The 14,173-nt window shown below is 60.1% G+C and carries 13 protein-coding genes; 10 read left to right on the top strand and 3 right to left on the bottom strand.

Annotated features, from left to right (window positions below; all coding sequences use genetic code 11):
• The first annotated feature begins 250 nt into the window (after positions 1-250).
• Positions 251-739, top strand: coding sequence for a twin-arginine translocation pathway signal (locus tag N4A58_RS09505; protein WP_293709072.1), 489 nt, complete (start codon positions 251-253; stop codon positions 737-739).
• Positions 736-1,362, top strand: a complete 627-nt coding sequence (locus N4A58_RS09500; RefSeq protein ID WP_367176888.1) for a ferric reductase-like transmembrane domain-containing protein — start codon at positions 736-738, stop codon at positions 1,360-1,362. Before N4A58_RS09505 ends, N4A58_RS09500 begins: the two co-directional genes overlap by 4 nt.
• Before the next feature lie 65 nt (positions 1,363-1,427).
• Here N4A58_RS09500 and N4A58_RS09495 read toward each other — a convergent pair whose 3' ends face one another.
• The gene (locus N4A58_RS09495) at positions 1,428-3,062 is read right to left on the bottom strand and encodes an FAD/NAD(P)-binding protein (RefSeq protein ID WP_293709071.1); all 1,635 of its coding nucleotides are present in this window, start codon (positions 3,060-3,062) and stop codon (positions 1,428-1,430) included.
• 268 nt (positions 3,063-3,330) lie between these two features.
• Between N4A58_RS09495 and N4A58_RS09490 the strand changes: the two genes are divergently transcribed.
• Together N4A58_RS09490 and N4A58_RS09485 are read left to right on the top strand one after the other, a co-directional pair.
• The gene (locus N4A58_RS09490) at positions 3,331-3,912 is read left to right on the top strand and encodes a hemerythrin domain-containing protein (RefSeq protein WP_293709070.1); all 582 of its coding nucleotides are present in this window, start codon (positions 3,331-3,333) and stop codon (positions 3,910-3,912) included.
• Positions 3,913-4,207: 295 nt separating this feature from the next.
• The gene (locus N4A58_RS09485; protein ID WP_293709069.1) at positions 4,208-5,557 is read left to right on the top strand and encodes a dicarboxylate/amino acid:cation symporter; all 1,350 of its coding nucleotides are present in this window, start codon (positions 4,208-4,210) and stop codon (positions 5,555-5,557) included.
• Positions 5,558-5,631: 74 nt separating this feature from the next.
• Here the strand turns inward: N4A58_RS09485 and N4A58_RS09480 are convergent, their stop codons facing one another.
• Together N4A58_RS09480 and N4A58_RS09475 are read right to left on the bottom strand one after the other, a co-directional pair.
• Entirely contained in the window at positions 5,632-6,573 is a 942-nt protein-coding gene (locus N4A58_RS09480) for a YihY/virulence factor BrkB family protein (RefSeq protein WP_293709068.1), read from the bottom strand.
• A 225-nt stretch (positions 6,574-6,798) separates the two neighbouring features.
• Complete coding sequence (locus N4A58_RS09475) at positions 6,799-7,659, bottom strand: MurR/RpiR family transcriptional regulator (protein WP_293709067.1); 861 nt, start codon at positions 7,657-7,659, stop codon at positions 6,799-6,801.
• Positions 7,660-7,763: 104 nt separating this feature from the next.
• Here N4A58_RS09475 and N4A58_RS09470 point away from each other — a divergent pair, with 104 nt between their 5' ends.
• The 6 genes from N4A58_RS09470 to N4A58_RS09445 all read left to right on the top strand — a co-directional run bounded on the left by N4A58_RS09470 (position 7,764) and on the right by N4A58_RS09445 (position 14,101).
• A complete protein-coding gene (locus tag N4A58_RS09470; RefSeq protein WP_293709066.1) occupies positions 7,764-8,306 on the top strand; it encodes a TRAP transporter small permease in 543 nt (180 codons plus the stop codon).
• Positions 8,306-9,589 (top strand): TRAP transporter large permease, encoded by a 1,284-nt coding sequence (locus N4A58_RS09465; RefSeq protein ID WP_293709065.1) that lies wholly within the window; start codon positions 8,306-8,308, stop codon positions 9,587-9,589. The genes N4A58_RS09470 and N4A58_RS09465 overlap by 1 nt, the downstream gene beginning before the upstream one ends.
• A 34-nt stretch (positions 9,590-9,623) precedes the next feature.
• On the top strand, positions 9,624-10,652 hold the full coding sequence (locus tag N4A58_RS09460) for a DctP family TRAP transporter solute-binding subunit (protein ID WP_293709064.1): 1,029 nt from the start codon (positions 9,624-9,626) through the stop codon (positions 10,650-10,652).
• 67 nt (positions 10,653-10,719) lie between these two features.
• Complete coding sequence (locus tag N4A58_RS09455; RefSeq protein ID WP_293709063.1) at positions 10,720-11,961, top strand: diaminopropionate ammonia-lyase; 1,242 nt, start codon at positions 10,720-10,722, stop codon at positions 11,959-11,961.
• On the top strand, positions 11,958-13,187 hold the full coding sequence (locus N4A58_RS09450) for a M20 family metallo-hydrolase (RefSeq protein ID WP_293709062.1): 1,230 nt from the start codon (positions 11,958-11,960) through the stop codon (positions 13,185-13,187). Before N4A58_RS09455 ends, N4A58_RS09450 begins: the two co-directional genes overlap by 4 nt.
• Entirely contained in the window at positions 13,184-14,101 is a 918-nt protein-coding gene (locus N4A58_RS09445; RefSeq protein ID WP_293709061.1) for an N-carbamoyl-D-amino-acid hydrolase, read from the top strand. The genes N4A58_RS09450 and N4A58_RS09445 overlap by 4 nt, the downstream gene beginning before the upstream one ends.
• Positions 14,102-14,173: the final 72 nt, after the last annotated feature.

The following is a 14,173-nucleotide window of genomic DNA, read 5'->3' as shown; positions in this document are numbered from 1 at the left end:
GCGCTGGGCTTTCATTCTGGCGGCATAATTGGTGCGGTGCATGAACCATACGCCCGCACGCCTGCCTGATTTAGCTTTTTGTCCGCAAAGGCGAAGGGAGTTTTACGACACAATGGCGCACGCGATGTCGCAAACTGGTGCGGCGCGCATGCGGTCACAAGGCTGTGCGGTTGCGTGCCGCTGGCTCCACCACCGCCGATTTTGCGCTAGGCTCTCCCAAAGCATCCACTTTGAAGAGGAACGCTCACACATGTCACACTCCCGTCTTGGCCGCCGCACCCTGATGCTTGCAGGCGCGGCGTCGCTTCTCACCGCGAAGAGCGGGCTGACCGTCCCTGCCCGCGCGCAAGGCTTGCAACCCACAACCTCGATGCGCGGGGGTGCCAACAACTACCGCCCCGGTGCGCCCATTGTTGACCGGATCGGTGGTGGCGGCTTTCTGATGCATGGGACCGTGCGCCGTGCGGGTGACGGCGCGCCTCTCGAAGGGGTGCGCATCCAGATTTGGGCCCACACCACCGAGGGCCGCGAGCGCGACGCACGAAGCCATGGTGCGACCCTGACAAATGCCGATGGCGTGTTCGAGTTGGAGATGCCCCAGATTGTTCCAGCCTTTGGTCAGCCCCATGGACACCTTGCCTACGACAGCGGCGCCTTTGAAACCGTCTTCTTGCGACCGGTGATGAATAGTGCGCGGGACACGAGCCTTGCTGCGCATTTTGTCCTGCAACCGGCGTGACTTTGAAGCACTTGCGCGCAGTCATTGCTTGGGGCGGGCTCGCTACTCTGATCATGATCCCAATCGCTGTGGCCACAAAAAGTGAGTATCTACAGTATCGCGGCCCTATCTACATTGCGGCGGGCTTTGCAGGGATCGTCGCGCTAGCCGTGCTCTTGGTCCAGCCTTTGCTTGCGGCGGGGTTACTTCTGCGTCTTCCGATCCAGTTGGGCCGCGTGGTTCACCGGTGGTGCGGCATCGTCCTCCTGCTCGCAATCGCGGCGCATGTGGTTGGGCTTTGGATCACGAGCCCGCCGGATATGATCGACGCCCTGACCTTTCGCGCGCCGACGCTTTTCTCGGTCTTCGGCGTTGTGGGGCTGTGGGCACTGCTCGCCACCGCGCTTCTTGCCGCGATCCGGAAAAAGCGCTGGCTCCGTCCGCAGGTTTGGCGCTTCTCCCACGTGTTCGCAGCCTCGGTCGTTGTCGCCGCGAGCGTGTCCCACGCAATGCTGATCGAAGGCACCATGGGCGCCCTTTCCAAGGCGGCGCTGTGTGCGGCAGTGCTCTGCGCGTTGTTATGGACCGTCTGGCAGGTAAAACCGTGGCGTGGAGTGCATCGCCGACAAAGATCGCGCAGATAGGCACTCCCACGACCTAGCCGCGATAAATCGCCCGCGTTACGTTTCGACCCTACCTTCCATTCGGCCTACCCTTCCATTCGCTCTACCACACCCTGCGCCCAACGGTGGGATGCCGCGCCGAAACAGTCATGCAAAGAGTCTGCGGCAACGACACTGCCCAAGGCCAAACGTCCAAGCAGGCAAAGTCCGAGCGACCGCGTCCCGTCCTGCCCGATAATCTGAGCATCTGCAGCGGTATCAGCCGCAAGGCTCTCACTGATCGGGCAAAGCCTGCCTTCTTCAATCAGGCTATTCAGCAACGAGGAGCGTAAAATCGACAGGTCAGGCGAGGCGATGACAGCGTCGATCATAACATCTGCTTCGACCACACCTTGGTCCGAAGTCAGCGTCCATCCGCCTTCTGTCAGCGCGATATCGGGATCGGCGGCATGGTCCAATGTCACGATGCCCGCGTCGATCAGCGCTGCAAGCTCGCGGCTAGAAGATACCGGCGGGCCGTAGGAATACCGCTTTAGGCCCTCGTCAAACGCGACAATCAGGTCAGCTGTGTCTGGCTGGGTCTTTGCGGGATTATAGCCACTGCGTAACTGATCCTGCCATTTGCGCCAGACTTGCCCAACCGTGTACCCGATCGAGGGCGCAGCCGCCCCTTCGGCCATCGCAATTCCAGTTTTCAGGGTCTCGACCGGCCCTTCTGTTTCCTGTGTTCCTGGGTCGGAAAATTCGGTTTCAAGCCACGCGAACACTACAGAGAAAACGGTTTCTGCGCCAAACTCGGTCAGGATACGGATCACAGGCGATACGAGCGCTTCGGTCAAGAGTGTCCGCGCCTGCTCGGGGTCGGCAATCGCGGCCGCTTGGATGTTCGCAGAGAAGAGCTCCGTCTCTGCCGCGCTTAGGTCGAACCGTGCGTCCAAAGCCTCTGTCTCTGGCTTGGGAAACGGAGGAAGACCGTCCAAAGAAAAAGGCACAATCTTCGTAGGCTCTTGGCCCGAGGCAATGTACTGCCCTTCTTCGAACCGACCGCCTTGGGCCGTCGTCAGAACACGCAGCACATCGAACGCTGACAGTGCGAGCCCGCGGATCGCCACTGTCCGGCCTGTCCATCCGGCAGCTTCCTCTGCAAGCCGTCTTGAAGGGTAGGCTTGGGCCACTGTGCGGCCCGCCGCACTGGCATGCTGCTGCCATTCTGCAAGTTGATCATCCGGTTGCACTTGCGGCTGCCCAACGGACAAAAGCACTTGGGTGTAGGGCCCATGCCAGGCGTCGTCTGCGCGCAGCATCCAAAGGTCCCCTTGCTGTTTCAGCTCGGTGGCCGTCGTAGGCAAATGGGTGATCGCCAGCCGCCCTGATGTGCGCAGCGCGTCATAGCGGGCCTCAAGGTAAAGCCCCAAATCTGCACGGGCGGGAAAGACATCCGGATGCGGTGTGTCTGCCAACCATTCGGCAAAAGTGCTGCACCCTGTGAACTCTGGCGGGCGAATATCGATATCCCGCATCGGGATATTCAAGCGGCACAGATCCAATTCCTCGGGGTCGAAATTAGGTCCGGCACCGCAGGCTGGAAAGGGATCATAGCAATCCACCGACAGGGGCGCCGCGTCGTTGCCCAGCCGTGCCGCGAGCGCCTCCAAAGCACCAAGGCTGCGCGGCCCCATCCCGACAACTGCGATCCGCATCTCCACCATATCTCTGCCCATACCCGACTACCTTTGACCTTTTGACTCACCCGATGCCGACCTCTGTCGAAACAAGGGCGCAGGCACCTTTAGTGCACTGATCTCTCTGTCATTTGCGGCGGAGCGCGCACAAAGCAAGCCGCAGCGGAACCAAACAACGCCCTAGGGCCAGAAAAGCTGCATACCTATTCTATGTCATTTGAGGCCAAGCACTGAATTTTTGGGATGCCAGCGGCTTCGGCAGGGCGCGGTTCTTGACTTACCCCGCACAAAGGCTTTGTTACCGAGCATGACTGATCTTTCGAACCAATCTCTGGATGACCTCTCGCTGAACGAGGCCGCGCGCCCCAAAGCCCCCAAGGTTTCTGGCGCGACCGATATGCACCGCCGCCAAGGACGCCAACTGGCGGCAATTCATCGGCACTATCTGATGGAGATGGCCCAGATCGGCGCGGTACTGGAGCGTATCGAAGCGGGAGACTCCCCGCCAAAGCACCTGAAGAAAATCGTTCTAAACCTTGAAATGGCTGACAATTTCCGCGCATTCGGCTCCTTGTGCGGCCGCGAATGCCAAGTTTTGAAATTCCATCACGACATCGAAGGCGCAGACATGTTTCCGCGCATCCAAGCTGCGGGCGGTGGTATGTTCAAACAGGTCGTGGCCAAGCTCTTGGCAGAGCACGAGGTGGTACATGAGCTTATCGTTCGACTTGATAACGCGGCGGACGCTCTGATCGAAGATCCAAGCGACGACAATTTTCACCAAGCCGCCGCGACCTATCGCAAGCTTGAAGAGATTGTGCGCTCTCATTTCGGATACGAGGAAACCGAACTGGCCGAAGCTATCGGATTTTATCTCGGCGGGATTTGATCGCGACGGCACGGCAGAACGCCGATGCGCACCGTGCGCATGTCAACTGACGTGACACAGCCGGGTTTTCAGCGATTTCCCAGTCTGCTGAAAGTCCACCAGCACCCCACACATCCCTGATCGCAAACCACCAAACTGGGACTTTCCCTGCCAAAATAGCCGCTTAAATGGACCGCAATTCTGTTGTTGCGCGTTCGCAAGGGCGGCGAAGCTTCGATCCTTTTGCGTGTGCTGCTACCCTGCCCTTCAATCAAAGGGCCGCTTGGCACTTGTTTTCACAGCGCGGGAGTTTCCGATGAACCAGACAGCTACAGGGGATAAGGGGATGTCCCTGACCACAAAAGTCCTGATTGGCATGGGGGCAGGATTCCTTCTCGGGGTCATGCTGAACGCGCTACAGATTCAGGCGATCAACACGCATTTCGTCAGTGGCTTCTTGGGAATGATCGGACGGATGTTCGTGAACGCCCTGTCGATGCTGGTGGTGCCGCTGGTGTTTTTCTCTTTGATCTGTGGAGTCGCGGGCATCGGGGATATTCGCATTCTTGGGCGCGTGGGCGGCAAGTCCTTTGGTCTTTACTTGCTGACCACTGCCACGGCCATCGCCGTCGCGATCGTCATGGCGCTGGTTGTCGGCCCCGGAAACGGCTTTGTGATGGAGGGCGTCGAAACCTCTGGCGTGACCGCGCGAGAGGCCCCTTCGGTCTGGGAGACGTTTGCTGCAATCGTACCCCGCAATCCGGTGGCCGCGTTTGCAGGCGGAGAGATGCTGCAAATCATCTTTTACACCATCATCCTCGGCGTGGCGGCGCTGATGCTGGGAGAGCGGTCAAAACCCTTTGTCGAAGCCTGCGAATACATGAACGAGCTGATGATGAAAGTCGTTCAGATCGTGATGGCCTTTGCACCGATCGGGGTCTTCTGCCTGATCTGCAAGACATTCACAGAGCAAGGGATCGGGCTGTTCATTCCGGTTCTGACCTATGTGCTGGTACTGGTCGCCGCGCTGCTGCTGCACCTGTTTGGCACGCTGATGCTCTATCTCAAGGTCTTTTCGGGCCTGAGCCCGATCATATTCCTGAAAAAGATCCGCCCTGCGCAGATTTTCGCCTTCTCAACCGCATCGTCCAACGCGACCATCCCTGTCACCCTGCGCTGCGTGACAGAGCGGATGGGCGTCAACAACTCGGTTGCATCCTTTACCGTGCCCTTTGGCGCGACGATCAATATGGATGGCACCGCGATCATGCAGGGTGTTGCGACCGTTTTCCTCGCCAATGTCTATGGCATTGATCTTGGGCTCGGCGGCTATCTCACCGTGATCGCAATGGCGGTGCTCGCGTCGATTGGTACTGCAGGTGTTCCCGGTGTTGGTTTGGTGATGCTGACCATGGTCCTGAGCCAAGTCGGACTGCCGCTAGAGGGCATTGCCCTGATCCTAGGCGTCGACCGTCTGATGGATATGATCCGTACGGCCGTAAACATCTCGGGCGATGCTGTCGTAACCACGATCGTCGCCAAGACCGAAGGCCAGATCGACATGGCGGCCTATCTGGACCCTGCGACGGGTGAACGGGTTGACGATAATCTGGACATCGACCCAGCGGTCGAGGCAGAGCTGGCAAAGTACGCCAAGCCTCACTGAACCGGAGTGGATTTACCCTGAATACAGAAGGAACCGTCGTTGGCTCGGCGGTTCCTTTTTGTTTCGCGAATGCCCTACCCATCCCCGCGCATCGCACGCGCCAAACGGCGAATACGCAGGGCGCGGTTGATCTCTCCTCCAAAAATGAGGACGAGCGCGCCCAAATATAAAAAGTACAATGCCGCGACGATGCCGGCGAGACCGCCGTAGTAGCTTGAGTACGTGGCGAAATTCGCGAGATAGAACGAAAATGCCGCTGTCAGCGTGAGCCAAGCCCCCACAGTGAACAGAACACCCGGATAGATCGACGAAAACCGCGTGCGGCGGGCGGGCAGCACGACGTGTGCCAAGAACAGCGAAGACACCAGAATAAGCGCAGCCGCAGGGTAGCGGATGAAACCGATTGTCACAGAGGCCGGATCAAAGCCTGGAAACAAGATGTGCAGCCACGATCCAGCTCTCGGAGCGATTACCAGTAGGTAGCCGACCACGACCAGCACCAAACTGGCGATCACGACCATCGACGCCATCACGGGATAGAGCACGTACCACGCGCGTGTCTCACGCACCCCGTAGGCACGGTTCAGGCCCACGCGCACGCCATCGACGCCTCCGATCGCGAACCAGATGGTAAGCAAGATACCAACGGACAACACCCCGCCGCGCTGGACCGTCATGACCTGCCGCACCTCTGAGACAATCGGCTCGATCAGCGTCGAAGGCACAATCGCGATGAGAAAGGCAATCAGGTCGTCGGCCATGCTTTGGGTCCCGACAAAGGCCGTCAGCGACGACGTAAAGATCAGGAAAGGAAAGACCGCCAGAAGGACGCGAAAGGCCACGTTTCCCGCCAGCCCGAACGCATCGTCGCTCAGCAATCGCAGACCAGCTTCGCGCAAGACGCCCCATACCGCACGTGATCCGCTCCCGCGCAGCAAAGCCTCTGGGTTGTCGGTGACTATGCCGCGGGTGATCACAGCATCTCGGCCCATCTCGCTCGGCTCTCGTTCGGCCATTTGGCGTCCTTTGTTTCAATCTTGGGGCGGGCCTTGTTTGACGCGGGCCGCACCTTTGTTCTGAAAACAACGCGGTTTAAGGGGTTTGGTTCAACGGGCGTAAGCAAATGGTCGGAGAACAAAGAGATAAGTCGCTAGAACGAGGCAGCTAGAGCCCAACCTGCATAGAAACGCGCCACTTCTGAAGCTCAACGCCTGCCCGCCCCGTGCGACCTAACGCTCCCCCTATTCTAGCTCGCCCAGACGCTCGCGCAGGTCTTCGACGTCTTCCATGTGGCGATGCCCAGCAGCGCCCAGAGCGCGCTCGGCTTCGACCACGATCATCTGCAAAAGCGCCAAGGCCCCCACGTAACTGTCCGCAAACTGAGGGGTCTCTACCACGCAATCCAGCGTCCACGTCGCATGGGCCGGTGCGCCGCGAATGGACTCGTCAGCCAGCAGCAGGACTTTGCACCCACGGGTGGCAATCGCCTCGACCATGCGGTTAAAGCCTGCGGGTCGCCGCCGCATCGCCACAACGATTGCCAAATCCTGTGGCCCCAAGGACGAGATACCTTCGCTCTCGGTCTGACCGGGCATGAGCAGCGGCGCCACGCCGGGGCGCATCATCGCGATCTGCGCGGTCAGGTACTGTGACAGGAAATGGCTATTCCGATAGCCCAAGGTGCGAATTCGCGGGGCTGTTCGTATGGCGCTCCCGATATCGCGCAGGACCAGTGGATTGACGCGCGACAACGTCGCCTCGATCACGACGGTCTCTTCGTGCACCAGTTCAGAGATCGGGTCGCCCAACGGTTTGCTTGCCTTGCCGGAAAACAGGGGCGATCCCGTGGCCCGCATTGCACGTGCGGCCTGCCGCGCCTCGTCAAAGCTGGCGTAGCCCAGCCGCCGAAACAGCCGCGTGACTGTGGCGTTAGAGACCTCGGCTTGTGTTGCCAATTCGATTGCATTGCGCACGGCCAAATCCGCGGGCGCTGCCAGCAGCACATCGGCCACCTTACGCTCGCCCTCTGGCAGCTTCGGATAGAACTCGTGAATTCTCTGAACGATAGGCTTTCCCGCCAGAACTGCTGCATTTTCGGGCATACGTCATCGCTCCTGTGGTGAAATCACTTTTTCTACTTCTAACATCATATGAAAATACGTTTTCACTAAAAGAACAAGTGTTTTCACAGCAGGAGATTCGCCAAATGGCCAATCTGTCCGCCAAGGCTAAGAGTATGAGCCTCAAGGTTAATTGGCTCGTTGAACGTGTGTGTGTGGCCCTGCTGGTGGTGCTGGTGCTGGACGTCTGGCTTGGCGTATTGGTCCGCTACGTCATCCCCCTGCCCCTGACATTTACCGAGGAATTGGCGCGTTACCTGATGATCTGGATGGCGCTCTTGGCGGTGTCCTCTGGGATTGCCTACCGCGAACATATCGGGGTCGAGTTCATCTTTGGTCGTCTGCCAGCCCCCGTGCGGCGCTGGTTGGCGGTGGCCTTTGACGTGATCGCCTTTGCCTTCTTCTTTGCGCTGTTCTGGTACGGCCTCGGCTTCGCAGCCAAGGGCTTTAGCCGATTCACCATGATCTACGGCATCCCCAAGGGCTACCCGTTCATGGGTGTCCCCCTAGCCGCAGCGATGGCCTGCGTGCAACTGGCCCTAACAGGCATCCACGACTTTTTCGCCAAAGAGGCGCCGACATCCACCGGTGTGTCCGAGGCCACCATGGCCCTGCGGGAGGACAACTGATGGGTGCTCTATTCGTCGCAATCGCGTTTTTCGGACTGATGGCTTTGGGCATGCCCGTGGGGTTCGCCATCGGGGTGTCGGGCATGATCGGTATCCTCGAAATGGGCCCGCGCTTTATGCAGATGGCGCCAGATCGGGTGTTCGCGGGGCTCGACCTGTTCCCGTTTCTTGCCATGCCGTTCTTCATTCTGGCGGGTGAAATCATGAACCGATCCGGCATTACCTTGGGGCTGGTGCGACTGGCGGATGCACTGGTCGGCTGGATGCGCGGCGGGATGGCCCATTCAAATATGGTGGCCTCTGTGATGTTCGCTGGGATCACCGGATCGGCGACCGCGGACGCGGCAGCCTTTGGCAATACTTTGGTGCCCGCGATGGAAAAGGCTGGGTACACACGCCCCTATGCTGCAGCCGTCACCGCTGCGGGGTCGATCATCGGGCCGACCATTCCGCCTTCGACCCTTGCCATTATCTATGGCTCGATCATGGGCGTCTCGATCGCGGGGCTGTTTGCTGCGGGCATCCTGCCCGGCCTCTTGATCTGCGGCATCTGTATGCTGGTCATCGCCCTACACGCGAAAAAGAAAAACCTGCCCAAAGGCGAAGGCCGCCCCAGTTTTGGCATTGTGATCAAAGCCCTGCGTGAAGGGTTCCTCGCCGCCCTCCTGCCCCTCTTCATCCTTGGTTCGATCCTTGGCGGGTTCGCCACCCCGACCGAAGCGGCTGCGATAGCTGTTGCTTATGCTCTGTTCGTCGGTGGCGTGATCTACCGCGCCCTTACGTGGAAGGACCTGTATGAAATCGCAGTGCGGACCACGCGCATTACCGGCGTTATCTTCCTGATCATTGCGTCGGCGACAATCCTTGGCTGGTGGATGACGTTCAACCGCATTCCGCAGGCAATCGCGACCGGCCTTCTGTCGATCTCTGATAACCCGCAGATCATCATTGCCCTGATCCTGCTGCTTTTGCTGGTGATCGGCCTCGTGATGGACATCAACGCGACGCTCATCATTCTGGCCCCTGTCTTGGCCCCGCTGACCGCCCAAATCGGGATGGAACCGGTGCACGCAGGGATCATGATCATACTCGCTCTGAATATCTCGCTTATGACGCCACCAGTGGGGGCCTGCCTGTTCGTGCTGGCCTCTGTCACCGGCGAAAAGGTCGAGAGCATCACCAAAGAGCTCTGGCCCTTCATTCTGGCCGAAGTCGGCATCCTGCTGGTGATCGCCTTCTGGTCTGACCTGACGCTTTTTATCCCCCGACTGCTAGGCCTGTGAATCTGGCAGCACCCCAACAGGAAAGGAAACTACCATGCGCTTTTTGAAAGCTACCGCCACTGCCGTGGCTGCGCTCTGCCTCGCCGGTCAAGCTTATGCGGCGGACACCACCATCCGCCTCGCGCACCTGAACCCCGAAGACCCTTTTGCCAGCCACTCGGGCGCCATGGCTGCGGTGTTCAAAAGCCTCGTGGAGTCAAACTCCAACGGCCGCATCGAGGTGCAACTGTTCGCCAACGGCCAGCTTGGCAAGGACAACGAAGTCATCGAACAGGTGCGTTCGGGTCTGGTGGAAACCGTGATCTCGTCCTCGGGCGGCATGGCGCAGCACTACCCGCTGGTTGGCGTGTTCGACATTCCCTTTGCTTTCCCGAACATCGGGGTCGCGTCTGAAGTGATCGACATGGACAGCGAGTTCGGCGCGAAATTCTCGGCTGACCTCGAAGAGAAAACCGGCCTCAAAGTGCTGGGTCTGCTGGACTCGGGCGGCTTCTTTGCCTTCACCTCCTCCAAAGGCCCGATTTCGTCGGTCGCGGATATGGACGGCCAGCGCATCCGCACCATGACCCTGCCCACCCACGAGGCGATCATCTCGAGCCTTGGGGGACAGCCGACCGCCCTGCCGTGGGCCGAAGTGTACACCGCCCTGCAAACCGGCGTGGCAGATGGCCAGATGAACCCTGTGCCGATCATTGCCTTTGCCAAGTTTGATGAAGTGCAGAAATACCTGTCGATCACCAACCACCTGATCACGCCCTACATTTGGACCATGAACTCGGAATTCCTCGAGTCCCTGTCCGAAGAAGACCAGTACCTGATCTCGTGGGCGGCTGATGTGGCCACCGATGCCGGCCGCTCCATGTCGCGCGTCATCGAAGCCTCGGAAAAGGGTCTGCCCGCGCTGCAAGGCAAGCTGGACGTGAACGTTGTCACTCCCGAAGAGCAGGCCAAATTCGCCGAAGCGGCGCAACCCGCCGTGCGCGCTCTGATCGAGGAAAGCTACGGCGCCGAGGGCACCGAGATGCTGGACTCGATGCTCAGCTCCATCGAAGCGGCAAAGTAAATGCCATCACAGCGGCTCGGGCGGCGCATCTGCCGCCCGAGCCAACCGCAAGCCCCCCGAGGACGACATGACCACCACACTCACGCGCCATGCTGGCACCCCGTCGGCGTTTACGCTCACCCTGAACCAGATGGCCGCGAAGACCCATCCTTGGACCGAAGCGCAGGATGCGATCCTGTCGGACGCAGGCCTCAGCGCCGCCCGCGACACCATCTCTGATTGGCCTGGCTATGCTCCAACGCCACTCGTGTCCCTGCCCGCTTTGGCGGCGAACCTCGGGATCGCGGCTCTGCATTACAAAGACGAAGGTGGACGCTTTGGTCTGGGCAGTTTCAAAGCCCTCGGCGGGGCCTATGCCGTGGCGCGCCTGCTGCAAGCCAAGGTGTCCGAAGCCCTTGGGCAGCCCGTTCCTATGTCCGAGATTACCGGACGCGCCCATGATGATCTGGTCTCGCAGATCACCGTCTGCTGCGCGACGGACGGCAACCACGGGCGCTCTGTCGCGTGGGGCGCACAAACCTTTGGCTGCAACTGCACGATCTTTATCCACGCCACCGTGTCTGAAGGCCGAAAAGCCGCGATCGAGTCCTATGGGGCGAAGGTGATCCGCTGCGCTGGCAACTACGACGACAGCGTACGAGAGGCGCAGGAAACGGCCACCAAGGAGGGCTGGTTTGTGGTCTCAGACACCTCTTACCCCGGCTATATGGAAGTGCCCAAAGACGTCATGCAGGGCTACGAGCTAATGGCCGCCGAGGCGATCGACGCGATTGAAACGCCCCCGACCCATATCTTTCTACAGACTGGTGTGGGCGGCATGGCCGCTGCCGTAACCGCCCATGTTGTACGCAAGTTCGGTACGGACCGCCCAACGGTCGTTCTGTGTGACCCTGACAAATCTGCCTGTGTCCTCGAGTCTATCCAAGCGGGTGCACTGACCGCCGTCGAAGGGGACCTCGACACGCTAATGGCCGGTCTGGCCTGCGGCGAAGTCTCTGCCCTCGCGTGGGACATTCTGCGCGATCACGGGGACGCGGTGATGGCTGTCACTGACGAGTCTGCCGTGGCCGCGATGAAACTCCTCGCTTACCCCAAAGACGGCGATACTCCGATCGTCGCAGGTGAGTCCGCCGTTGCAGGTCTCGCAGGTCTCTCGGCCGCTCTGTCCGACCCAGAGTCTGCGGCGTTGCTTGGTCTATCTGCAACCTCTCGGGTGTTGGTGTTCGGCACCGAAGGCGACACCGATGCCGCCCTCTATGCCGAACTGGTCGGCGAGACGGGCGACGAAGTGCGGGGCCGCGCCGCATGACATCGCAGATTTCGATCGAGCGCTTGATGGCCTCTGTCCACGAGCTTGGCGCGATCGGCGCACTAGACGGCGGCGGGGTCTGTCGCTTAGCCCTGACCGATGCCGACAAAGCGGGCCGTGATTGGTTCGTAAAGAGCCTGCACGCACTAAACTGCGAGGTCTTCATAGACGCCATCGGAAACATCTGGGGCATTCGTGCAGGCCGAACCGAAGGTGCGCCGGTGATGATCGGATCGCACATCGACACGGTCGCCACAGGGGGCCTCTATGACGGAGCGCTTGGCGTTCTCGCAGGACTCGAAGTCATTGCTGCTCTGAATGCCAGTGAAACAGAAACGGACCTGCCGGTCGCGGTCGCCGCCTTTACCAACGAAGAAGGCGCGCGGTTCGCCCCCGACATGATGGGATCGGGCGTGCATCAAGGCGCATTGGACCTAGACGAGATGCTGTCAACGCGCGCCACCAGTGGCGACGCGCTGGTCGGAGAGGAATTGCGCCGGATCGACTATGCCGGACAGGACCTGCCCATCATCCCGTCCGCCTATCTGGAACTGCACATCGAACAAGGACCAGTGCTCGAGGCCGAGGGACTAAAGATCGGCGCAGTCACGGGCGTCCAAGGCATTCATTGGACGGAATTTACCTTGCGCGGCCAGACCAACCACGCGGGCACGACGCCCATGTTGCTGCGGCGCGATGCGGGACAGGTCGGCTTTGCGATCGCGCGGCTCGCAGACGAGATGGCCCAAGAGCTCGGTGAGCCGCAAGTGGCCACTGTCGGCGTCTTCGAAGTCTCGCCTTGCCTTGTCAACGTCGTCCCAGACCGTGCGCGGCTGACCGTGGACATGCGGAACACAGACGGAGACATCCTGAGATCGGCGACGGACCGTCTTCTCTCTCAGGCACAGCAGTTCGCAGAGGCGGCCGGATGCACCTTGGACATCCGTCCCCTCGCCCGCTTTGCGCCCGTGGTTTTCGACGACGCTCTCGTTACGCGGGTCGAAACCGCCGCCCAGAACCGCCAACTGCCCGTCAAACGTATGCCCTCTGGCGCAGGGCATGACGCGCAAATGTTTGCCCCGAATTGCCCGACCGCCATGATCTTTGTCCCCTCGCACAAGGGGTTGAGCCACAACATCAACGAACACACCGATACCACGTATATCGAGGCAGGCGCTCAAGTCTTGCTCGATGTGGTCTTGGATCTGACAGGAGGCCTGAAATGAGCCGCAAATTCATCGTCGCTGGCGCGCAGCTTGGCCCGATTGCACGGGACGAAAGCCGCGCCTCTGCCGTGGCCCGCATGTGCGCCCTGATGCGCGCGGCCAAAGCCCGCGGAGCGCGGGTCGTCGTCTTTCCTGAACTGGCGCTGACAACCTTTTTCCCGCGCTGGCATTTCACTGACCCAGCCGACATCGACCAATGGTTCGAGACCGAGATGCCGAATGCGGACACCCAGCCGCTGTTCGATCTGTCGCGTGAACTCGGGATTGGATTTCACCTCGGTTACGCAGAACTCACGCCGGATGGGCACCATTTCAATACAGCGATCATGGTGGACGAGTCCGGAGAGATCATCGGCAAATACCGCAAGATCCACCTGCCCGGTCATTTCGAATTCGAGGACTGGCGGCCCTTTCAGCACCTCGAGAAGTACTACTTCGAAAAGGGAGATCTGGGCTTTCATGCCTTTGATGCGTTCGATGGTAAGGCGGGGATGTGTATCTGCAATGACCGCCGCTGGCCCGAGACCTGGCGGTCCTTGGGCCTGGCAGGCGCGGAGTTGGTCGTACTGGGATACAACACGCCCCTGCATTACCCACCCGCACCCGAGCATGACCACTTGCAGTACTTCCACAACGAACTTTCGGTTCAGGCGGGCTGCTACCAGAATGGCCTCTGGGCTGTTGCGGTGGCCAAAGCAGGGAACGAAGAGGGCTGCGATCTGATCGGCGGCAGTGTCATCGTCGCCCCAACCGGCGAAATCATTGCCAAGGCGCAGGGCGTCGGGGACGAGGTGATCACGGCCGAAGTCGACTTGGGTCGCTGCACCGAAATCCGCGAAAACATCTTTAACTTTGCGATGCACCGCGAACCCTCGGACTATCATCGGATCACGGCCCCTAAGAATGCCTCCTAGCCGCCTCTGACGATGACAATCCTGTCAACTCCGTGCGTGGATTGACAGGCGTCTGTTCATTCCTTTGATGAC

The organism is Donghicola sp. (assembly GCF_025210255.1).
GTDB lineage: Bacteria > Pseudomonadota > Alphaproteobacteria > Rhodobacterales > Rhodobacteraceae > Donghicola > Donghicola eburneus.
This window is presented reverse-complemented; position numbering and strand designations above follow the sequence as displayed.

Coding starts and splice junctions, on each gene's coding strand:
- N4A58_RS09490 (WP_293709070.1), top strand. CDS start 3,331: ATGACTGATCTTTCGAACCAATCTCTGGATGACCTCTCGCTGAACGAG.
- N4A58_RS09450 (WP_293709062.1), top strand. CDS start 11,958: ATGACATCGCAGATTTCGATCGAGCGCTTGATGGCCTCTGTCCACGAG.
- N4A58_RS09480 (WP_293709068.1), bottom strand. CDS start 6,573: ATGGCCGAACGAGAGCCGAGCGAGATGGGCCGAGATGCTGTGATCACC.
- N4A58_RS09485 (WP_293709069.1), top strand. CDS start 4,208: ATGAACCAGACAGCTACAGGGGATAAGGGGATGTCCCTGACCACAAAA.
- N4A58_RS09455 (WP_293709063.1), top strand. CDS start 10,720: ATGACCACCACACTCACGCGCCATGCTGGCACCCCGTCGGCGTTTACG.
- N4A58_RS09470 (WP_293709066.1), top strand. CDS start 7,764: ATGGCCAATCTGTCCGCCAAGGCTAAGAGTATGAGCCTCAAGGTTAAT.
- N4A58_RS09505 (WP_293709072.1), top strand. CDS start 251: ATGTCACACTCCCGTCTTGGCCGCCGCACCCTGATGCTTGCAGGCGCG.
- N4A58_RS09495 (WP_293709071.1), bottom strand. CDS start 3,062: ATGGGCAGAGATATGGTGGAGATGCGGATCGCAGTTGTCGGGATGGGG.
- N4A58_RS09475 (WP_293709067.1), bottom strand. CDS start 7,659: ATGCCCGAAAATGCAGCAGTTCTGGCGGGAAAGCCTATCGTTCAGAGA.
- N4A58_RS09460 (WP_293709064.1), top strand. CDS start 9,624: ATGCGCTTTTTGAAAGCTACCGCCACTGCCGTGGCTGCGCTCTGCCTC.
- N4A58_RS09465 (WP_293709065.1), top strand. CDS start 8,306: ATGGGTGCTCTATTCGTCGCAATCGCGTTTTTCGGACTGATGGCTTTG.
- N4A58_RS09445 (WP_293709061.1), top strand. CDS start 13,184: ATGAGCCGCAAATTCATCGTCGCTGGCGCGCAGCTTGGCCCGATTGCA.